This window comes from Nisaea sp., from assembly GCF_034670185.1.
In the GTDB taxonomy this organism is placed as follows: Bacteria; Pseudomonadota; Alphaproteobacteria; order Thalassobaculales; family Thalassobaculaceae; genus Nisaea.
Genome location: NZ_JAXMNY010000001.1, coordinates 926,874 through 945,948, shown reverse-complemented (window position 1 = coordinate 945,948; position 19,075 = coordinate 926,874). Strand labels below are relative to the sequence as shown.

Below are 19,075 nucleotides of genomic sequence, written 5' to 3'. Positions count from 1 at the left end.
CGCCGCGGGTTAATTCCCTTGTGAAGAAAGGTTCACCGCTATGGACATGACTGGCGAATATCTCGTCCCGGCGCCGAAGCAGGCAGTCTGGGAAGCGCTGAACGACCCCGAAATTCTCAAGCAGTGCATCCCCGGCTGTGAAGAGGTCAACAAGACCTCGGATACGGGTTTCGATGCCAAGGTTTCGGCGAAAGTCGGCCCGGTGAAGGCTAAATTCGCTGGCGCCGTGACACTGTCGGACATCGATCCGCCGAACGGCTACACGATCAGCGGCGAGGGCAAGGGCGGCGCGGCAGGCTTCGCCAAGGGTGGCGCGAAGGTGGCGCTCTCGGAGACCGAGGGTGGTACGCTGCTGAAGTATGAGGTGAATGCTCAGGTCGGCGGCAAGCTTGCACAGATCGGTGCGCGCCTGATCGACTCGACCGCAAAAAAAATGGCGAACGATTTCTTCAAGACGTTCAGCGAAGTCGTCGGTGCAGCGTCCGGCACTACTGACTCCCCGGCAGCTGAAACAGCGGCGCCGTCAGCAATCGACCACGGAAAGGAAAATGCAATGAGCGAGAATGGTGTTCCGGCAGAGAACGTGTATCCCGGCCTGCACTGGATGGTGATCCTGACCGCTGGCCTCGCCGTCGCCAGCCTAGTCTGGTACGCGATGCATGGTCTCGACTTCTAGACAAACAAATTGAAAACCAGCCGGATATGTTTCCGGCTGGAAAGAAGCGGCGCGAAATGAGAGTTTCGCGCCGTTTTTCGTGCCGCGATTTCACAGCATCGCGAGGCGCGCATAATCCATCTGAAAAGCGGCAGTTTTTCCCGGCCCCGTATTTCAAAGCTTCTCCTATCCCCGCTTGACCTTGGACCGAACGGCAGAGAGACTGTCCACGAAGTCGAAATTTCCAAACCATTCGACACAGTCGGAACCTTGAAGTCCAGGAGCCGGCAAATGGCGCCTTGGAGAGATAACTGGGAGAGAGCCTATGGCCACCGTATCCATGACGGTGAACGGGAAGTCTGTCAGCGGTGAAGTCGAGCCGCGCACCCTTCTCGTTCAATTCATCCGCGAACAACTCCACCTAACCGGCACACATGTCGGCTGTGACACCAGCCAGTGCGGTGCCTGTGTAGTGCATGTGAACGGCGATTCCGTGAAAAGCTGCACCATGCTTGCCGTACAGGCAGATGGCATGGACGTTACCACCATCGAAGGCCTCGCCAACGGCGACACGCTGCACCCGATGCAGGAAGCCTTCCGCGACAACCATGGCCTGCAGTGCGGTTTCTGCACCCCGGGCATGGTGATGAGCGCTGTCGACCTGCTGAAAAAGAACCCGAAGCCGAGCGAAGGCGAAATCCGTGAGTGGCTGGAAGGCAACATCTGCCGTTGCACCGGCTACCACAACATCGTCAAGGCCGTTCAGCAGGCGGCGCAGGCTTAGAGAACACGCATAAAACGCTCCAAATGACAGGCAGAAAAACTGCCATGCGAAACGGGAGGATAGAATGCCGGACGGAACCACGGGTACGGGCATAGGCGCCGCCGTAAAGCGCGTTGAGGACTTCAGATTTCTGACAGGCAAAGGTAACTACACGGACGATATCAATCGTCCGGGTCAGTCCTACGCCTATATCTTGCGCAGCCCACATGCGCATGCCAAAATCACCTCGATCGACAGCTCCGCGGCCAAGGCCGCAGAAGGTGTATTGGCCGTCTTCACCGGCGAAGATATGCAGGTCGGCTCCCTACCCTGCGGCTGGCAGATCCATTCCAAGGACGGCTCACCCATGCTGGAGCCGGAGCATCCGCCGCTTGCCAAGGGCAAGGTCCGCTATGTCGGCGACCAGGTTGCTGTCGTGATAGCAGATACCTATAGCCAGGCGAAAGATGCAGCCGAGAGCATCGTCGTCAATTACGAGGTCCTGCCCGCTGCCGTCAGCATGTCCGATGCCCTCACCGACAAGGTTCTTATACATGACGATGTCGGCTCAAACCTCTGCTTTGACTGGGAAATCGGAGATGAAGCCGCGGTAGACGAGGCCATGTCCAAAGCCGCGCATATCACCAAGATCGACCTGGTGAATAACCGGCTGGTTCCGAATGCGATGGAGCCGCGTGCAGCGGTTGGAGAGTTCGATTCCGCGACCGGTGAGTACACGCTCTACACCACAAGTCAGAACCCGCATGTCATCCGCCTGCTGATGGGCGCCTTCGTGCTTTCCATTCCCGAGCACAAGCTCCGGGTCGTCGCACCGGACGTCGGCGGCGGTTTCGGCTCCAAGATCTACCATTATGCCGAAGAAGCCATCGTCACCTGGGCTGCGCCGAAAATCGGCCGTCCGATCAAGTGGGTTGCGGAACGCAGCGAGAGCTTCATCTCTGACGCGCATGGCCGGGATCAGATCAACCACGCCGAGCTCGCGTTGGACGCCAACGGCAAGTTCCTCGCCCTGAAGGTTCAGACCCAGGCCAATATGGGCGCCTATCTCTCCACCTTTGCGCCCTGTGTGCCGACCTATCTCTCCGCCACCCTGCTTGCCGGCACCTACACCACGCCGGCGATCCATGCCAACGTGAAGGCCATCTTCACCAACACGGTGCCGGTAGACGCCTATCGTGGTGCGGGCCGTCCGGAATCGACCTATCTGATCGAGCGTATCGTTGATCAGGCAGCGCGTGAAACCGGGATCGACAAGGTGGAAATCCGCCGCCGGAACTTCATCCCGGCCGATGCCTTCCCCTACCAGACACCGGTAGCCCTGCAATATGACAGCGGCGACTATGAAGCGACCCTGTCCTCGGCCACGAAGATTGCCGACGTTGCCGGTTTTGCCGCCCGCAAGGCAGAAGCTGCCAGCCGGGGCAAACTCCGGGGCATGGGCTACTCGACCTATCTCGAGGCCTGCGGCATTGCGCCGTCGGCTGTCGTTGGCTCACTCGGGGCCCGCGCCGGTCTTTACGAGTCGGCAGAGGTCCGGGTGCACCCGACAGGCTCCGTGACCGTCTTCACAGGCACGCACAGCCATGGTCAGGGACATGAGACCACATTCGCTCAGCTCGTGTCGGACCGGCTTGGCCTGCCGATGGAGAGCATCGAGATCAGCCATGGCGACACCAACAAGGTGCAGTTCGGCATGGGCACTTACGGCTCGCGGTCCCTCGCCGTCGGCGGTGAGGCATTGATCCGGGCGCTCGACAAGGTCATCGACAAGGCCAAGAAGATCGCGGCCCATGTGCTCGAGGCCTCGGCCGACGATATCGAGTTCAAGGACGGCAACTTCACCGTGGCCGGGACTGATCGCTCCATGGCTTTCGGCGAGGTTGCTCTCACCGCCTATGTGCCGCACAACTTCCCGCACGATGAGCTGGAACCTGGTCTGGACGAAAAAGCCTTCTACGATCCGGCAAACTTCACCTATCCCGGCGGCTGCCATATCTGCGAGGTCGAGATCGATCCGGAGACCGGCGTTACCGAGGTGATCAAGTTCACCGCAGTGGATGACGTGGGACGGGTGATCAATCCGATGATCGTCGAGGGTCAGGTGCACGGCGGTGTCGCCCAGGGAATCGGGCAGGCGCTTCTTGAATATGCGGCATATGATGAAAGCGGCCAGCTCGTGACAGGTTCCTTTATGGATTACACGATGCCGCGTGCCGACAATTTCCCCAAATTCGATGTGACAACGGAAGGCACGCTCTGCACCCACAACACGCTTGGTGTTAAAGGTGTTGGAGAAGTCGGGGCCATTGGCTCTCCGCCAGCTGTTATCAATGCGGTTATCGATGCGCTCTGGGACCGTGGTGTACGGGACATGAGCATGCCGGCAACGCCGGAAAAGGTATGGTCGGCCCTGCAGGCCGCCGAGTAAGCGAAAGCCAGGAAGGAAGACTCAAAAGATGTACGAGTTCGAACATCACAAACCGGCCAGCGTCGCAGATGCGGCGAGTGCCATGAAGGGTGCGGATGACGGTAAGCTGCTCGCTGGCGGCCAGACCATGATCCCGACACTGAAACAGCGGCTTGCCAGCCCGTCCGATCTGGTCGATCTCAGCGGCATCGCGGAGCTGAAAGGCATCACTGTCAGTGGAGGCACCGTCACAATCGGCGCCATGACGAACCATGCAGCGGTCGCCGCTTCCGCCGATATCAAATCCGCCCTGCCCGCGCTTGCGGAACTGGCGGACCATATCGGAGATGCCCAGGTCCGGAACCTGGGCACCATTGGCGGTTCTGTCGCGAACAACGACCCGGCAGCGGATTATCCGGCGGCCTGTCTCGCGCTTGGGGCAACGATCCACACCAACCAGCGTGACATTGCAGCGGACGATTTCTTCACCGGCCTGTTCGAGACTGCCCTCGAGGATGACGAGATCATCACCAAGATCTCCTTCCCGGTGGCGAGCAAGGCGGCATACGTGAAGTTCCCGAACCCGGCCTCGCGTTATGCGCTGGTCGGTGTCTTCGTGGCAGACGGTCCGGCAGGTATCCGCGTTGCGGTAACCGGCGCCGGTCAGGATGGCGTGTTCCGTGTACCGGAGATGGAAAGCGCTCTTTCAAGCAACTTCTCCGCTGATGCACTCGCCAATGTGAAGGTTTCAGCAGCCAACCTGAACGCCGACATTCACGCAAGCGCCGATTATCGCGCACATCTGATTACCGTGATGGCGAAACGGGCCGTCGCAAAGATCTGATAAGGCTTACATCCAGACTAAGGGAAGCCCCCGGCACAATGTGGCCGGGGGCTTTTCATTTCCGCTGTCAGGAAGCCGGCCGGGTGCGCCGTTCGTTGTAGCTGGATATAGCGCTGCTGATCTGCCCGACGAGATCGCTGGTCTCCTCGCTCGGGAAGAAGGCTTCAAGAATCGCGCGGGCTAGCGGCTTCAGCAGCTCAACGTCGTCCGGAGCGGCTTTATCCGGTTCCGCCGCGATCCGGCTCGACAGCTTATGCAAAGATTTGCAGAGCTGGGATACAGGCTCATACTTGGTGTTCTCGAGCCGCTGGACCGCTTCCCCGCTCATTGACGCCAGACGATTCAGGTTTTTCGACAGCACTGCGTCAAACTCTCCAACACCGAATTCCGGGAGGATAAGATCGACCAGAAAGGAAATCTGGAAACCAATCCGGCGCAGTTTTTCCTCTGTGATCTCGGTATTGCTTTTCGCAATCTGCTCTTTGATACCCGCCGCATCGACTTTCTCGCCTTCCTGACGCATACGCAGGGTATTCGGTGGCTGAAATGTCGGAATGTCGCTCTTTCGGCTGGGGTCACGACGCCGTTCCGGACCTATATAATCACTGGTCACGATGAACGGCTTACGGTCCGTGATCATCTTCTGGATGCGCTCAAGCAACTGCCCTGTCGAATAGGGAGCCACTATCAGGTCATCCACACCGCAATTTATCGCAGCGCGGATAGAATCAGGATCATTGGCCCAGGTCGTCATGATCGTCACGACAAAGGGGTTTTCACCAAGATCACCGCTCCGGATGTCTTTAACGGTCTGGATCGCGGCGCCTTCATCCAGGGCATGATCGGCGACGATCAGATCCGGAATTCCGGACAATGTCCAAACGCGCAGTTCGTCGTCGGACCTGATCCACTCGGTGTCCAGGTAGCCAATGCTCATCAGCTCTGACCGCACAGGAAGCAAGACTTGTCGGTTCTTACCGCAGAGTGCGATACGAATTCGAGCCAGGTCCGCCTTTGCCGCATCGTTGCTCATAGACTACCTAATCGGCACAGCGCCGGACCGAGTTGTCGCCCACTGATTCCAGAATTTTGAGCGGAAATCAGTTCTAATTACCTCACATTTGTGTACCCGATGGTGCGTCCGCGTCAAACTTTACTGAAAACATCCCAGAAATTCGCCAATTAAATCAATCTGTTTATCCAGCATATGGCGGCCATACTGAACTTTGCAGCCGCTGGATAGTGCTGATTCGAGAAGGCGTGTCCGTTCCGGAATCATGATGATTTCAGCCACAAGCACGTCCGGCTGAAGAAACTTTGCATCGATTGGTAGAGGGTCACCATCATGCAGTCCTGCAGACGTGGTGTTGACCACGATCTCGCAGCCGTCCGGGTCCGCAGCGCCGACCGAAACCGGCACATCCGGATAAGCGGCGGAAACAGCCGCGGCCAGCTCTTCGGCCTTTACCCGCGTCCGATTGTGAATCACCAGCCTTGAGACGCCGGCATCGGCCAGCGCGAAAGCAATCGCCCGCCCGGCCCCTCCGGCCCCGAGTTGTAACACGGAGCGCCCAGTAACCTCATGTCCCTCGGCGCGCATGCCGGCAACAAAACCAGCGCCGTCGAAATTGTCACCGATCATCCGGCGCTGATCGTCGAAGCGAACCGCATTCACAGCGCCGACGAGGCGGCCCTGCCGGCCTACCTCGTCGCAGAGTTCCATGATCGCAAGTTTGTGGGGGACGGTTACCGCCAGCCCGCCGAAATTGGGCTGTGCCTTCAAGCCATCCAGCACAGTCTCCAACCGGTCCGCCGGGGCATGCACGGGCACCATGACGGCGTCCGTGCCCCTTGCCTCGAACAGCGGGTTGAAGACCATTGGCGCGCGGACATGGGCGATCGGATCGGCAATAACGCCGAACACACGGGTCGTGCCCGTAATATCGAGTGTCGCAGACATTGGCTCTAGAACTTCACCATGTCGCCGCCCTTGAGCGCCAGCATCTCCCGGGCTTCGGCAGGCGTGGCCACCTCAAGCGAGAGATCCTCGACAATGCGCCGGATCTTGGCCACCTGATCCGCATTACTTTCCGCGAGCTTGCCCTTGGAGATGAAGAGGCTGTCCTCAAGCCCGACGCGGACGTTACCGCCGAGCATGGCTGCCATGGTGCAGAAGTTCATCTGGTGACGGCCGGCCGCCAGTACGGACCATTCGTAATCGTCACCGAACAGCTTGTTGGCGATCCGGCGCATATGCATGAGGTTTTCCTCATCCGCTCCGATGCCGCCAAGAATGCCGAAAATCGTCTGCACGAAGAACGGCGGCTTCACCAGACCGCGATCCGCGAAATGCGCCAGCGTGTAGAGGTGACCGACGTCATAACACTCGAACTCGAAGCGCACGCCATGGCCCTCGCCGAGCTCTTTGAGGATGTATTCGATATCCTTGAAGGTGTTGCGGAAGATGAAGTCGCGGGAGTTTTCCAGGAACTGAGGCTCCCACGGATGCTGGAAGTCCTTCATCTTGTCGAGGATCGGGAACAGGCCGAAATTCATCGACCCCATATTGAGCGATGTCATCTCCGGGCTGGCCCTGAACGCCGCCGCAAGGCGCTCTTCCAGGCTCATACCGTGACCGCCGCCCGTGGTGATGTTCACGACGGCATCGCAGGACTGTTTGATCCGCGGCAGGAACTTCATGAACATATCCGGATCCGGCGTTGGGCTGCCGTCTTCGGGGTTACGCGCGTGCAGGTGCAGGATAGATGCTCCGGCTTCCGCTGCGGCAATCGCGTCGGTCGCAATCTCGTCCGGCGTGATCGGCAGATGCGGGCTCATAGTCGGTGTGTGAATAGAGCCCGTGACCGCACAACTGATGATCACTTTCTTGCTTGCCGGCGCCATTGCTTCCTCCAGATTTTTTCAATTCATTTAACTGCTTGGAGGCTACTCCGCGCATCCGCCGTTTAAAAGAGCCTGTCGGGAAAAATAGTTTATTCGCAGCAACAGCGACGGATTTTGCATCGGCCTCCGTTTTATGGATATCCCGTTCATCGGAGGCGGGACAGTCCAGCAAAGGAACTGACGAAATGAAGAAGCTTTTTGCGGTCGCCCTGCTCGGCACCATCGCCCTCACCCCGGCGCTTGCACACAGCGAAGGCATGAAAGGCGTACGTGGCGGCGAGGAAATGAAAGCCCATATGCTCGAACGCTTCAAAGCCGCCGACGAAAATGGCGACGAGAAGCTGACCAAGGCCGAGATCTACCAGTCCCGCGGCAAACGCGCGGCCGAGATCGACACCAACGATGACGGTGTGATCGATGTCGAGGAAATCGATGTTGCCCGGAAAGAAATGCGCCTGAAGCGTCAACAGCGCATGCTGAATCGGATGGACACAGACGGCGACGGTGTCGTCAGCACCGACGAGTTCGCCCGCTCCGGCACCAGGATGATGCAGAAAATGGATCGTGATCGGGACGGTGTCATCACCATGGAAGAAGCCACGACCCCTCGAATGAAAGGGTATGGCATGCATCACGGCAAAGGTTTCAGTGGCAAGCACGGCGGCATGTCTGGCGGCAAGATGGAATGCCCGCGCTAGACGTGTGACAGCGGTTCGTGGAATCGGGAATGTGCATGATTAAGTCTGATAATGAGCTGCTTTGTCTCGTCGCCGATGGTGGCGAGACAGCTTTCGACAGACTCGTTTTGCGACATCAAGGTCCGATATCCGCCTTTGCCTACCGCATGCTCGGGAACCAGAGCGATGCCGAGGAGATCTCGCAAGAAACCTTCGGCCGCGTCTGGTCCCACGCCCCGCGGTGGAACCCGGACGGCAAGGCAAAGTCCTGGATCTACCGAATCGCTCACAATCTATGTATCGACCGTCTGAGAGCCCGGCACACAACGGTCGATATCGCCGATCAGGAAATCGAGGATGGAACTCCCGACCCTGAACAGACCCTCGCCCGGAAAAGAACGGGGACGAGCGTGCGTCATGCAGTGGAGCTTCTGCCAGAGCGCCAGAGAATCGCGATCTCGCTGTTCCATCTTAAGGACATGACGGCCAACGAGGCTGCGGAAACGATGGATATCAGTATAGACGCTCTGGAATCATTGCTCCGGCGAGCACGGAAGAAACTGAAAGAGATCATGCAGGACCAACAGTCCGGCACATTAGAAAAAGCGGCTGTCGGAGAAAACTGATGACAAGCATGAACGAAGCGAGATTCAGGGAACTGGCGGATGCTTTCGGAAGCGACCCGTCGAAATGGCCCGAGCAGGAACGCCAAATGGCACTCCAACTCCTGGAGGCTCATCCGGCGCTCCGTGACGTACTCAACGAAGCTGCGGCTCTGGACTTCGAACTCGACGCCATGATGGCTGCTCCAGAAAGGGCCATCGCCCCAGCGTCGGCTGAAGTCCGCGCGCCAGCAAGCCTGAAGCTGAAAGGGTTGATGAATACGTTATGGCCGTTCGGTGGCTTGTGGCAGCCCGCAGCGGGGCTCGTCGCTGCTAGTGCAGCCGGTTTCATCATCGGCGTCACCTTCACCGACCTGCCGACGGAGACCAGCACGACGGTGAATGATCAAGTGACGATAGTTGAACGTGCGCTGGGCGCGGACGTTGAGGAGAATTTCCTATGACCTGGACCCGGACACGCACACTCGCACTGGTTCTATTCGTATCAATCGCCCTGAACCTGTTTTTCGCAGGCATCATGGTCGGCCGCTTCGACCGTTGGCATGGCGGTCCAAAGGGGCCGAGCCACGGCCACTCAATGACCCGGATGATCGAGAAAAGCCTCGGTGACAGCCTGACGCCGGAACTTCGTGAGAGGCTGACGGCGCACTCCAAAGCCATGCGCGAGACCCGCCGAACCTCCCGCGAGAAGCGGGACGCCATTCGGGACACGCTTTTGCAGGAACCGTTCGACAGGACTGCCTATCTTAAGGCTCTGGAATCGATGAACGAGGTCTTCGACCGAATGCGGACGGAAACGCACTCTTTCATGATCGATATCGTCGAACAATTGACACCGGAACAGCGGCGCAAGCTGGTGAAATCCCTCGGCAGGCACCGCAAGAATGATGACGACTAAGCCTTGTCGTCCTGAGACGGCCTAGGGACTCAGCCCAAAAGCCGTCTCTGAAGAAAACACGTTGATATACTGAAAGGCGTGAACTCAGCCGGCCTTTGCGAGGGCGGCTTTCCTGATTGCCGAAAGCGTGGTTTTCGGCGTGATCGCCTCAGGATCGATCTTCACCTCGATCACGGTCGATTTATCGGATGCCAAAGCCCGTTCGAATGCCGGCTGGAATTCCGAGGTTTCGAGAACCGTCTCACCATTTGCACCATAGGCTTTTGCCAGTGCCGCAAAATCCGGGTTCTGGAGTTCGGTATGCTTCACTCGGCCCGGGAACTCACGCTCCTGGTGCATACGGATCGTGCCGTACATGTTGTTGTTGATGACGATGGCAATGATCTTCGCGCCATGTTGCATGGCGGTAGCCAGCTCCTGGCCGTGCATCATGAAACAGCCGTCGCCGTTCATTGAAACCACCACACGGTCTGGATGCACCAGCGCCGCCGCCACTGCAGCAGGCAGGCCATAGCCCATCGATCCGCTAGTAGGGGCAAGCTGCGTCCGGTAGCCGCGATACTGGTAATAGCGATGCATCCAGTTGGCATAGTTACCGGCACCGTTGGTGATGATCGCATCGTCCGGCAGCGTGGCGTTCAACCAGGCTGCAATCTCCCCCATCTGCACATCGCCCGGAACCGGCAGCGGCTCTAGCGTTGCAAGATAATCTGCATGGCCCTGAGCGATACTCTTCGACCGGCTGCTGCCGTCAACAGGCGCCATCGCCTCCAGAGCCTCCGCAAAAGCTCTCGGCCCGGAATTGATCATCATGTCGGCCTGATATACCCGGCCAAGCTCTTCCGCGCTGCCATGGATATGCACGAGCCCCTGCTTCGGGCGCGGAATGTCGAACATGGTGTAGCCGCCGGTGGTCATCTCGCCCAGCCGGGTGCCGAGCGCGATCACCATATCGCTTTCCTGAATGCGGGCCGCAAGGGACGGATCGATGCCGATGCCGACATGGCCTACGTAATTCGGATGCCGGTTGTCGAAGTAATCCTGACAACGGAAGGACGCACCGACAGGAACACTGTTGGCAACCGCGAATGTCTCGATCCGCTCGCACGCCTGACGATCCCAGCCGCCGCCGCCGACAATCATGATCGGTCGCTCTGCCTTATCCAGCATGGCCCTGAAATCGGCCATCTGCTGCTGGCCCGGATGCGGCTCGACCGGCACATAGGGTGCGATGCCTGCCACATCGGCATAATCCATCAGCATGTCTTCGGGCAAAGCGAGAACCACCGGACCCGGACGGCCAGAGACTGCCGTGTGGAATGCCCGGCTGATATATTCCGGAATGCGCGCCGCATCGTCGATCTGCGCCACCCATTTCGCCATCTGACCGAACATCCGGCGGTAGTCGATTTCCTGGAAAGCTTCTCGCTCCACCATCCAGCGCGCCACCTGGCCGACCAGGAGCACCATCGGTGTGGAATCCTGAAAAGCGACATGGACGCCGGCGCTGGCATTGGTCGCGCCGGGACCACGGGTGACCATGCAGACGCCGGGACGCCCAGTCAGCTTGCCATAGGCGTCCGCCATCATCGCCGCGCCGCCTTCCTGGCGGCACATCACCGTGCGGATACCGTTGCGCTCCTGCAGGCCGTCGATAACCGCCAGATAGCTTTCACCGGGCACGCCGAAGACGAGATCAACTCCCTCCTCAACAAGCGCATCGACAAGAATATGGCCACCGAGACGGCCATGGCCGGCACTGTTATTTGAGGGAGAGGAGCTCATCTACATAACTCTTATATCGTTGGGATTTCGGTTTACGGCGATCAGCTTCGTTCAGATAGCGGATCGAACTTTTGCCTTTGACTTCTTTCGGCAGCAGCAGCACCCGAATGAAGCGGGTGCATTCCTGCGTACAGGCTTCCGCCCAGACGGTTTGAGCGCCAGGCTCAAACCAGGCATCGCCCGGAAGGTAGTCCTTGGAAAGCTTGTCCGTCGAAAGGGTGAGTTTGCCATTTCGGATGCAGCGGATGCCCGGACCCAGATGGCTATGCGGCACAGCTGTGCCCCCCGTCGGGAAAAGCACGCTGTCGCAGCGGATCAGCCAGTCTTCAAGATTCTCCACGGTGGGAACCTCGTTCGACTCGACGATCTCGCTATGGATACCCTCGCCTAGATCCACTTGCGGTTCAGCTGAAGTCTCGTCCAACTCCCAACGCCACAATTCGCCACCTTCGGTCCCTGCCCGCACGGCCATGCCGGAGCGCATGAACCGGGCTTCGTCGGGCTGCAGCACCGAGCCTCCTTCGAAGCTCAGATCACCGGCATTGCAATAAACAATCCGGCACCCGTCAGGCAGATGTTTTGAGACCGCATGAGGAGAAAACACGTCTTTTATCAGACGCAGAACGTAGGTGGATGTCACCATCAATCCTATCGGCGGGATTGCTTCCCGCCTCCCTTTTGTCGTCCCGCTTTGCGCAGGTTGAATTGCTGATACTACCTCGCGCGATGCGCTGCCACTGGTCAAGGATCGCTTTGCGATAAGTTTCATTCGAATCTGCGACGAACACCAGTTATCGGGTTCGATCAGCTCTCGAACACCAGTTGAAAGCGGTCGGCGGCATAACGGGCAAAACCGTACTCAATGGGAACACCGGCCGGGTCTACATTGATTGACTCGATGACCAGTACCGGCCGGTTTCGCGGTTGTTGAAGATGCTCTGCGTCCTCCACGTCCGGCATCCGTGCCGTCACACGTGTTTCCCTACGGGTGTATTCGCCATAACCAAGATGCGTCAGGACCTTGGTGATCGAGTTCAATTCCTTATGCAATTCCGCGAATCCTGGAACCCTGGCCGCCGGGAAATAGTGACTGCCAACGGAAATCGGCCGGCCGTCCACTTCGCCGATCCGGTCGAGCCGGACAAGGCGGGCTCCACGGGAGAGGCCAAGCTGCTTCAGGATCGCCGGATCGCCAACCTCTTCCGTCAGCAGCAGCGTGCGGCCACCTGGGGTTCGCTTCTGCCGCAGCACGTTGTCCGAGAAGCGCGTTTTCCTGGCGACAAGATAGTCCAGAACATGTTCCTGAACGAAACTTCCCCGGCCCTGCTCCACCCGGATAACGCCCTCTTCGGCAAGCTCCGAGACGGCTCGCCGGAGCGTATGCCGGTTCACGCCATATTGTTGCGATAACTCTGCTTCCGTCGGCATCTTGCTGCCTGGCGGATACGTGCCAGAGCGGATTGCATCGGATATGTCGTTGGCAATCTGGCGCCAAAGGGACTGGCCGCTTTTCCGTTCGATCAAGGCACCCTCACTCGATGAGTCATGAAAATGTCACTGCGCTCCAGTTGCGCAGGTGCGTGGACGCCCCTATAACACTGATAGATATAGACATCTAGACAAATATAAAATTTGTCGAGAGAAAAGGACAGACCGATGGGGACACAGTCACCACAGCATCAGTCACCGGCCCGGAAGCGATGGATGTCAATCCTCGCCAAAGCCTCCTTCGAGGACCTCCGCAGCCTCTGGCAGAACCTGCCCGACAAACCCTCCTGGACCCGGATCCGCCCGGCCGAAATCGGGATGGTCATGGTGCGCGGGCGCATGGGCGGTACTGGGAACCGCTTCAACCTCGGTGAAATGACGGTAACCCGTTGCTCTGTCGGGCTTGAAGGCGGTGTTCTCGGACACGGATATGTCTCTGGGAGGAATAAGGATCATGCGGAAATCGCCGCCGTGATCGATGCCCTTATGCAACGCGAAGAGCGCGCGGAAACTGTCGAGCATTCCATCATCAAGCCACTGGAACTCCGTCACCAACAGAGCCGCGAGACCGCGAGCCGGAAAGCCGCAGCGACGAAAGTCGAATTCTTTACCGTGGCGCGGGAGAACTGATCGATGTCCTTGGAATCCACCATGCAATCCGGACAAACGCTGAAACCGGGCTTCTCGGATCCGGTCAGCCAATCGCAATTGGTTTTCCGCCACCTGCTCGACGCCATGGCCCGTCCGGGCACCATCGAGACAATTGATCTCGACATTGAAGGACCGGAGACACTGGATCTGGCCGCGACCACCATCGCACTGGCCCTGGTTGATTTCGAGACGCCGCTCTATCTCGATCCCGCATTGGCAAATCCGGCGGCTGAAACCTATCTGAAATTCCATTGCGGAACCCGGATCGTCCCGGAAGCGAAAGACGCCGCCTTCGCCATTCTGGATGGCGCGCTCGGAGATCTTGACGCCTTCAATACAGGCACTGACGAGTATCCGGAATTGGGCGCCACCCTGATCATCCAGGTGGAAACGATCCTGAAAGGCGGCACCCTGACCCTGACAGGTCCCGGCATCAAGGACAGCGCGCAACTCGGCCTGCCGGACGTCCCTGCGGCGTTCTGGGAGAGCAGAGCGACGCTGCAACGCTATTTCCCGCGCGGCATCGATCTCGTCTTTGTGGCTGGCGCCAGAATGGTCGCGCTGCCACGCACCACGCACGTCACCCTGCAGAGCGGAAAGGAATAGGCCCATGTATGTAGCTGTCAAAGGCGGCGACAAGGCCATCGAGAACTCGCTGCACTATCTTGCCGATATCCGGCGGGGCGACCGCCAGATCCCGGAACTGTCCCTCCAGCAAATCCGCGAACAGCTCCCGCTCGCCGTCGACCGAGTGATGACCGAGGGCTCGCTGTACGATCCCGATCTTGCCGCACTGGCCATCAAACAGGCCAATGGCGATATTCAGGAAGCGGTGTTCCTGCTCCGGGCCTACCGCACCACCCTGCCCCGGTTCGGCGCATCGCAGGCAATCGATACCGGCACCATGCAGATCCGCCGGCGCATCTCCGCCACCTACAAGGACCTGCCGGGCGGCCAGATCCTCGGTCCGAGCTTCGATTACACACATCGTCTGCTCGACTTCACTCTGGCCGCTAACGGCGAAACGCCCGAGGCACCTAAATCGGAAGAACCGGTTGCCGACGGCATGCCCCGCGTCGCAGATATTCTCGATCATGAAGGCCTGATCGAGCTCGATCTGCCGGATGACGAGGACGGCCCAGTTCCCGACCTGACAAGGGAGTCCACTTCCTTCCCGGCGGACCGCGCGACCCGGCTGCAAAACCTCGCCCGTGGCGATGAAGGCTTCCTTCTGGCGCTCGGCTATTCCACCCAGCGCGGCTTCGGCAACAACCACCCCTTTGCCGGAGAGATCCGGATGGGCGAACTCGCAGTCAGCTTCGAGCCGGAAGAACTCGGCTTCGAGATCGAGATCGGCGAGATCACCGTCACCGAATGCCAAATGGTCAACCAGTTCAAGGGCTCGGCGAAAGTGCCCCCGCAATTCACCCGCGGCTATGGCCTGACCTTCGGCCATTGCGAACGCAAGGCGATGTCCATGGCACTGGTCGACCGGGCTCTCAGGGCGAAGGAGTTCGGTGAAGAGATCACCGCCCCCGCCCAGGACGAGGAGTTCGTCCTCTATCACTCCGACAATGTCGAGGCTTCCGGCTTCGTACAGCACCTGAAACTGCCGCACTACGTCGACTTCCAGGGCGAGCTCGTGACCGTGCGCGAATTGCGCAAGGAAATCGCGGCCCGCGAGGCGGCGGAACGCACTGATGACGACGAACTGGCCGCGGCCGAGTAGGACGAGATCCATGAGCATGACGCAAGAAGCGCAGCCCTGGCAGGCGCCGGAGCATGACAAACCGGTCGAACAGGTTGAAGGCTATAATTTCGCCTATCTGGACGAGCAGACGAAACGGATGATCCGCCGGGCGATCCTGAAGGGCGTCGCCATTCCGGGCTATCAGGTGCCGTTCGGCAGCCGGGAAATGCCCTTGCCTTATGGCTGGGGCACCGGCGGCATGCAGGTGACCGCTGCCGTGATCGGAACGAACGACACGCTTAAAGTCATCGACCAGGGCGCGGACGACACCACGAACGCCGTCAACATCCGCCGCTTTTTCGCCAAGACGGCCGGCGTGGCGACGACCGAGAAGACGGCGGATGCCAGCCTGATCCAGACCCGGCACCGGATTCCGGAAAAGCCCCTGACCGACGATCAGATCCTGATCTATCAAGTGCCGATCCCGGAGCCGCTCCGCTGGGTCGAGCCGCGCGAGACCGAGACCCGGAAGATGCATGCGCTTGAGGAATATGGCGTCATGCATGTCAGCCTCTACGAGAGCATCGCCCGCTTCGGCCGTATCACCACGGCCTACAATTACCCGGTGCAGGTGAACGGCCGCTATATCATGGCGCCGAGCCCGATCCCGAAATTCGACAATCCGAAGATGCACCAGATGGCCGCGCTCCAGCTCTTTGGCGCCGGACGCGAAAAACGCATCTATGCCGTCCCTCCCTATACGGACGTGAAGAGCCTCGATTTCGAGGATCACCCCTTCACCATCCAGTCCTGGGAAGAGAACTGCGCACTCTGCGGAGCGGAAGACAGCTATCTCGACGAGGTCATCACCGATGATGCCGGCGGCAAGATGTATGTCTGCTCCGACAGTGATTATTGCGCCGAACGCCGCGAGGCCGGCCATGTCGGCGATCAGGGCGAACCATTACCCTCCGCAAAGAAGGGAGCCGCCAAATGATGGCGCTTCGTGACAACGGACCTTTGCTTGAAGTCGAAGGCCTGACCCAGAAATACGGCCACCAGATCGGCTGCGAGGATGTGCATTTCTCGCTCTATCCCGGTGAAGTGCTGGGGATCGTCGGAGAATCCGGCTCCGGCAAGTCCACCTTGCTGCGTTGCGCCTCCGGGCTGATGCAGCCGACCGCCGGGAGCGTCCGCTTCGACACGCGGGTCGACGGCCTGCAGGATATCTATGCCCTGTCAGAAGCCGAACGGCGGATGCTGATGCGGACGGACTGGGGGATCATCTTCCAGAATGCCCGCGACGGGTTGCGGATGAACGTCTCCGCCGGCGCCAATGTCGGCGAGCGGCTGATGGCCGTCGGCGAACGCAATTACGGCAGCATCCGGGAGACATCCTCGGAATGGCTGGAAAAGGTCGAGATGGATCTCGGCCGGATGGACGATCTGCCCCGGACCTTCTCCGGCGGCATGCAGCAGCGTCTTCAGATCGCCCGAAATCTGGTTACCAAACCGCGCCTCGTCTTCATGGATGAGCCGACAAGCGGCCTCGATGTCTCCGTGCAGGCCCGCCTGCTCGATCTGGTGCGTGGCCTCGTCCGCCAGCTCGGCATCGCCTGTATCATCGTCACCCACGATCTCGGCGTGGTCCGATTGCTGTCGGATCGCTTGATGGTGATGCGGCGGGGCCGCGTCGTCGAACAGGGCCTGACCGATCAGGTGCTGGACGATCCGCAGCACGCCTATACCCAGCTTCTCGTCTCCTCGATCCTGCCGGTGTGATGACCATGACCGATAACAACCAAAAACACGGCCAAGACATGATCCGCGTCGACAACCTGATGAAGAGCTTCACGCTGCATAATCAGGGCGGCGTGACCCTTCCGGTGCTGGAAGATGTTTCCTTCACTGTCGAGCGGGGAGAATGCGTCATCCTCGCCGGGCAATCCGGTGCAGGGAAATCGACCCTGCTTCGCTCGCTCTACGCCAACTACCTGCCGCAATCCGGAAAGGTCCTGATCCGGCACGACGGCGAACTTGTCGATCTGGTCAGCGCCGAGCCGCATGTCGTGCTCGATATCCGGGCACGGACGCTCGGCTATGTCAGCCAATTCCTGCGCGTCATTCCCCGCGTCGGCACGCTCGATCTCGTGGCCGATTCCCTTCTCGCGCGCGGCATCAACGAAGTCGCCGCTCGCGAAAAAGCCGCGACCTTGCTGAGCCGCCTGCGCATCCCGGAAAGCCTCTGGTCCCTGCCGCCCGCGACCTTCTCCGGCGGCGAACAACAGCGCGTGAATATCGCCATGACCCTCGTGCAGGATTATCCCGTCCTGCTGCTGGACGAGCCGACAGCTTCCCTCGATGCCGAAAACAGGCAAACAGTCGTGGACCTGATCAACGAAGCGCGGCAAAACGGGTCCGCCATTGTCGGCATTTTCCACGATCAGGCCGTGCGCGAGGCGGTCGGCACCCGGACATACGAACTTCAACCTGCGAGGAGCGCGGCGTGAGTACGAGCGAGGCCCCCGATGCCATTCTGACCAATGCACGTATCATTCTGGCCGATGGTGAAGTGCATGGCACCGTTACCGTCCGGAATGGCAGGATCGAGGATATTTCCGAAGGCCGCACCGGCGCGGCCGGGGCCACGGATTTCGACGGTGACTATCTGATCGCAGGCTTGGTCGAGTTGCACACGGACAATCTCGAAAAGCACCTGATCCCGCGCCCGAAGGTCCATTGGCCGGTCATGTCCGCCCTTTTGGCGCATGATGCACAGGTCACGGCGGCGGGTATCACGACGGTGCTCGACGCGGTTGCCGTCGGTGGCACCCTTCGGGACGACGCGCGCGACAAGATCCTGATGGAATCCGCCAATGCCATCCGCGAGGCGAGCGAGCACGACATGCTGCGGGCCAGCCACTTCCTGCACATGCGCTGCGAGGTCGGCAATCCCAATGCCCTCAACCTGTTCGAGCCGTTCAAGGAAGATTCGCTGGTCAGGCTGGTATCCCTGATGGATCACACGCCCGGCCAGCGTCAGTTCGTCGATCTCAGCAAACTGAAGATCTACTACACCGGCAAGCACGCCATGAGCGACGCCGAATTCGATGCCATGGTTGAGGAGCGCAAGAAGAACCAGGTTCTCTATTCCGACAAGCACCGGCGGACCATCGCTGCGGCCTGCCGGGATATGGGCGTGGTCATTGCCAGCCATGACGATGCCACGGTGGATCATGTGGACGAGGCGCACGAACTGGGCCTGACCATCAGCGAATTCCCGACCACGCTGGAAGCGGCACAACATGCCCGCAAGAAAGGCCTCACCAACATCATGGGCGGGCCGAACGTGGTCCGCGGCGGCTCGCATTCCGGCAATGTCTCGGCCGGTGAATTGGCCGAAGCAGGCGTGCTGGATGCACTCTCATCGGATTATGTCCCGGCCAGCATGCTGCACGGCGCTTTCTTGCTGCATGAAAAACATGGCCTGCCGCTGCCTAAAGCACTGGCGACGGTCACGTCCAACCCGGCCCGCATGGTCGGACTGGACGATCGGGGGGAGATCCTCCCCGGCAAACGGGCTGACCTGATCCGGGTGCGGCGGGCCAAGGACGGCACACCGGTGGTCCGCAAGGTTATGCGGGCAGGTACGCGCGTCACCTGACGCTT

21 protein-coding genes are annotated in these 19,075 nt (G+C 59.7%); 15 read left to right on the top strand and 6 right to left on the bottom strand.

Going from position 1 to position 19,075, the window contains the following annotated elements:
* The first annotated feature begins 40 nt into the window (after positions 1-40).
* From VOI22_RS04455 to VOI22_RS04440, 4 genes are all read left to right on the top strand, one after another.
* The gene (locus VOI22_RS04455; protein ID WP_323795368.1) at positions 41-676 is read left to right on the top strand and encodes a carbon monoxide dehydrogenase subunit G; all 636 of its coding nucleotides are present in this window, start codon (positions 41-43) and stop codon (positions 674-676) included.
* Between the two features lie 304 nt (positions 677-980).
* Positions 981-1,439 carry a (2Fe-2S)-binding protein gene (locus VOI22_RS04450; RefSeq protein WP_323795367.1) on the top strand — a complete coding sequence of 153 codons (459 nt, stop codon included), beginning with the start codon at positions 981-983 and terminating at the stop codon, positions 1,437-1,439.
* A gap of 64 nt (positions 1,440-1,503) precedes the next feature.
* On the top strand, positions 1,504-3,867 hold the full coding sequence (locus VOI22_RS04445; protein WP_323795366.1) for a xanthine dehydrogenase family protein molybdopterin-binding subunit: 2,364 nt from the start codon (positions 1,504-1,506) through the stop codon (positions 3,865-3,867).
* 28 nt (positions 3,868-3,895) lie between these two features.
* Positions 3,896-4,690, top strand: a complete 795-nt coding sequence (locus tag VOI22_RS04440) for a xanthine dehydrogenase family protein subunit M (protein ID WP_323795365.1) — start codon at positions 3,896-3,898, stop codon at positions 4,688-4,690.
* Positions 4,691-4,757: 67 nt separating this feature from the next.
* Here the strand turns inward: VOI22_RS04440 and VOI22_RS04435 are convergent, their stop codons facing one another.
* From VOI22_RS04435 to VOI22_RS04425, 3 genes are all read right to left on the bottom strand, one after another.
* Positions 4,758-5,627, bottom strand: a complete 870-nt coding sequence (locus VOI22_RS04435) for a hypothetical protein (protein WP_323795364.1) — start codon at positions 5,625-5,627, stop codon at positions 4,758-4,760.
* 216 nt (positions 5,628-5,843) lie between these two features.
* On the bottom strand, positions 5,844-6,650 hold the full coding sequence (locus tag VOI22_RS04430; protein ID WP_323795363.1) for a shikimate dehydrogenase: 807 nt from the start codon (positions 6,648-6,650) through the stop codon (positions 5,844-5,846).
* 5 nt (positions 6,651-6,655) lie between these two features.
* Positions 6,656-7,594, bottom strand: coding sequence for a 3-keto-5-aminohexanoate cleavage protein (locus tag VOI22_RS04425; RefSeq protein ID WP_028465185.1), 939 nt, complete (start codon positions 7,592-7,594; stop codon positions 6,656-6,658).
* Between the two features lie 185 nt (positions 7,595-7,779).
* Here VOI22_RS04425 and VOI22_RS04420 point away from each other — a divergent pair, with 185 nt between their 5' ends.
* The 4 genes from VOI22_RS04420 to VOI22_RS04405 are packed head-to-tail and all read left to right on the top strand — an operon-like array spanning position 7,780 to position 9,792.
* Positions 7,780-8,292 carry an EF-hand domain-containing protein gene (locus VOI22_RS04420; protein ID WP_323795362.1) on the top strand — a complete coding sequence of 171 codons (513 nt, stop codon included), beginning with the start codon at positions 7,780-7,782 and terminating at the stop codon, positions 8,290-8,292.
* Positions 8,293-8,327: 35 nt separating this feature from the next.
* Positions 8,328-8,897, top strand: coding sequence for a sigma-70 family RNA polymerase sigma factor (locus VOI22_RS04415; RefSeq protein WP_323795361.1), 570 nt, complete (start codon positions 8,328-8,330; stop codon positions 8,895-8,897).
* Positions 8,897-9,337 carry a hypothetical protein gene (locus tag VOI22_RS04410; protein WP_323795360.1) on the top strand — a complete coding sequence of 147 codons (441 nt, stop codon included), beginning with the start codon at positions 8,897-8,899 and terminating at the stop codon, positions 9,335-9,337. The genes VOI22_RS04415 and VOI22_RS04410 overlap by 1 nt, the downstream gene beginning before the upstream one ends.
* Positions 9,334-9,792: a periplasmic heavy metal sensor gene (locus VOI22_RS04405; protein WP_323795359.1), complete on the top strand. Its 459-nt coding sequence runs from the start codon at positions 9,334-9,336 to the stop codon at positions 9,790-9,792. Before VOI22_RS04410 ends, VOI22_RS04405 begins: the two co-directional genes overlap by 4 nt.
* 84 nt (positions 9,793-9,876) lie before the next feature.
* Here the strand turns inward: VOI22_RS04405 and VOI22_RS04400 are convergent, their stop codons facing one another.
* The 3 genes from VOI22_RS04400 to phnF are packed head-to-tail and all read right to left on the bottom strand — an operon-like array spanning position 9,877 to position 13,101.
* Entirely contained in the window at positions 9,877-11,577 is a 1,701-nt protein-coding gene (locus tag VOI22_RS04400; protein ID WP_323795358.1) for a thiamine pyrophosphate-binding protein, read from the bottom strand.
* Entirely contained in the window at positions 11,555-12,346 is a 792-nt protein-coding gene (locus tag VOI22_RS04395) for a hypothetical protein (protein WP_323795357.1), read from the bottom strand. The genes VOI22_RS04400 and VOI22_RS04395 overlap by 23 nt, the downstream gene beginning before the upstream one ends.
* A 35-nt stretch (positions 12,347-12,381) precedes the next feature.
* Positions 12,382-13,101 carry a phosphonate metabolism transcriptional regulator PhnF gene (gene phnF, locus VOI22_RS04390; RefSeq protein WP_323795356.1) on the bottom strand — a complete coding sequence of 240 codons (720 nt, stop codon included), beginning with the start codon at positions 13,099-13,101 and terminating at the stop codon, positions 12,382-12,384.
* A 180-nt stretch (positions 13,102-13,281) separates the two neighbouring features.
* Here phnF and phnG point away from each other — a divergent pair, with 180 nt between their 5' ends.
* From phnG to VOI22_RS04355, 7 genes are read left to right on the top strand one after another with little or no spacing between them, the layout of a single operon-like run.
* Entirely contained in the window at positions 13,282-13,695 is a 414-nt protein-coding gene (phnG, locus tag VOI22_RS04385) for a phosphonate C-P lyase system protein PhnG (protein ID WP_416366078.1), read from the top strand.
* A 3-nt stretch (positions 13,696-13,698) separates the two neighbouring features.
* Positions 13,699-14,322, top strand: a complete 624-nt coding sequence (gene phnH, locus VOI22_RS04380; RefSeq protein ID WP_323795354.1) for a phosphonate C-P lyase system protein PhnH — start codon at positions 13,699-13,701, stop codon at positions 14,320-14,322.
* Positions 14,323-14,326: 4 nt separating this feature from the next.
* Complete coding sequence (locus VOI22_RS04375; protein ID WP_323795353.1) at positions 14,327-15,445, top strand: carbon-phosphorus lyase complex subunit PhnI; 1,119 nt, start codon at positions 14,327-14,329, stop codon at positions 15,443-15,445.
* 16 nt (positions 15,446-15,461) lie between these two features.
* Entirely contained in the window at positions 15,462-16,403 is a 942-nt protein-coding gene (locus VOI22_RS04370) for an alpha-D-ribose 1-methylphosphonate 5-phosphate C-P-lyase PhnJ (protein ID WP_323796285.1), read from the top strand.
* Entirely contained in the window at positions 16,400-17,188 is a 789-nt protein-coding gene (gene phnK, locus VOI22_RS04365; RefSeq protein WP_323795352.1) for a phosphonate C-P lyase system protein PhnK, read from the top strand. The genes VOI22_RS04370 and phnK overlap by 4 nt, the downstream gene beginning before the upstream one ends.
* Positions 17,189-17,193: 5 nt before the next feature.
* A complete protein-coding gene (phnL, locus tag VOI22_RS04360) occupies positions 17,194-17,916 on the top strand; it encodes a phosphonate C-P lyase system protein PhnL (protein WP_416366077.1) in 723 nt (240 codons plus the stop codon).
* The gene (locus tag VOI22_RS04355; RefSeq protein ID WP_323795350.1) at positions 17,913-19,070 is read left to right on the top strand and encodes an alpha-D-ribose 1-methylphosphonate 5-triphosphate diphosphatase; all 1,158 of its coding nucleotides are present in this window, start codon (positions 17,913-17,915) and stop codon (positions 19,068-19,070) included. Before phnL ends, VOI22_RS04355 begins: the two co-directional genes overlap by 4 nt.
* Positions 19,071-19,075: the final 5 nt, after the last annotated feature.

Bases quoted from the DNA above. Each gene is read 5' to 3' on its own strand.
- VOI22_RS04455 (WP_323795368.1), top strand. From the start codon at position 41: ATGGACATGACTGGCGAATATCTCGTCCCGGCGCCGAAGCAGGCAGTC.
- VOI22_RS04450 (WP_323795367.1), top strand. From the start codon at position 981: ATGGCCACCGTATCCATGACGGTGAACGGGAAGTCTGTCAGCGGTGAA.
- VOI22_RS04445 (WP_323795366.1), top strand. From the start codon at position 1,504: ATGCCGGACGGAACCACGGGTACGGGCATAGGCGCCGCCGTAAAGCGC.
- VOI22_RS04440 (WP_323795365.1), top strand. From the start codon at position 3,896: ATGTACGAGTTCGAACATCACAAACCGGCCAGCGTCGCAGATGCGGCG.
- VOI22_RS04435 (WP_323795364.1), bottom strand. From the start codon at position 5,627: ATGAGCATTGGCTACCTGGACACCGAGTGGATCAGGTCCGACGACGAA.
- VOI22_RS04430 (WP_323795363.1), bottom strand. From the start codon at position 6,650: ATGTCTGCGACACTCGATATTACGGGCACGACCCGTGTGTTCGGCGTT.
- VOI22_RS04425 (WP_028465185.1), bottom strand. From the start codon at position 7,594: ATGGCGCCGGCAAGCAAGAAAGTGATCATCAGTTGTGCGGTCACGGGC.
- VOI22_RS04420 (WP_323795362.1), top strand. From the start codon at position 7,780: ATGAAGAAGCTTTTTGCGGTCGCCCTGCTCGGCACCATCGCCCTCACC.
- VOI22_RS04415 (WP_323795361.1), top strand. From the start codon at position 8,328: ATGATTAAGTCTGATAATGAGCTGCTTTGTCTCGTCGCCGATGGTGGC.
- VOI22_RS04410 (WP_323795360.1), top strand. From the start codon at position 8,897: ATGACAAGCATGAACGAAGCGAGATTCAGGGAACTGGCGGATGCTTTC.
- VOI22_RS04405 (WP_323795359.1), top strand. From the start codon at position 9,334: ATGACCTGGACCCGGACACGCACACTCGCACTGGTTCTATTCGTATCA.
- VOI22_RS04400 (WP_323795358.1), bottom strand. From the start codon at position 11,577: ATGAGCTCCTCTCCCTCAAATAACAGTGCCGGCCATGGCCGTCTCGGT.
- VOI22_RS04395 (WP_323795357.1), bottom strand. From the start codon at position 12,346: ATGAAACTTATCGCAAAGCGATCCTTGACCAGTGGCAGCGCATCGCGC.
- phnG (WP_416366078.1), top strand. From the start codon at position 13,282: ATGTCAATCCTCGCCAAAGCCTCCTTCGAGGACCTCCGCAGCCTCTGG.
- phnH (WP_323795354.1), top strand. From the start codon at position 13,699: ATGTCCTTGGAATCCACCATGCAATCCGGACAAACGCTGAAACCGGGC.
- VOI22_RS04375 (WP_323795353.1), top strand. From the start codon at position 14,327: ATGTATGTAGCTGTCAAAGGCGGCGACAAGGCCATCGAGAACTCGCTG.
- VOI22_RS04370 (WP_323796285.1), top strand. From the start codon at position 15,462: ATGACGCAAGAAGCGCAGCCCTGGCAGGCGCCGGAGCATGACAAACCG.
- phnK (WP_323795352.1), top strand. From the start codon at position 16,400: ATGATGGCGCTTCGTGACAACGGACCTTTGCTTGAAGTCGAAGGCCTG.
- phnL (WP_416366077.1), top strand. From the start codon at position 17,194: ATGACCGATAACAACCAAAAACACGGCCAAGACATGATCCGCGTCGAC.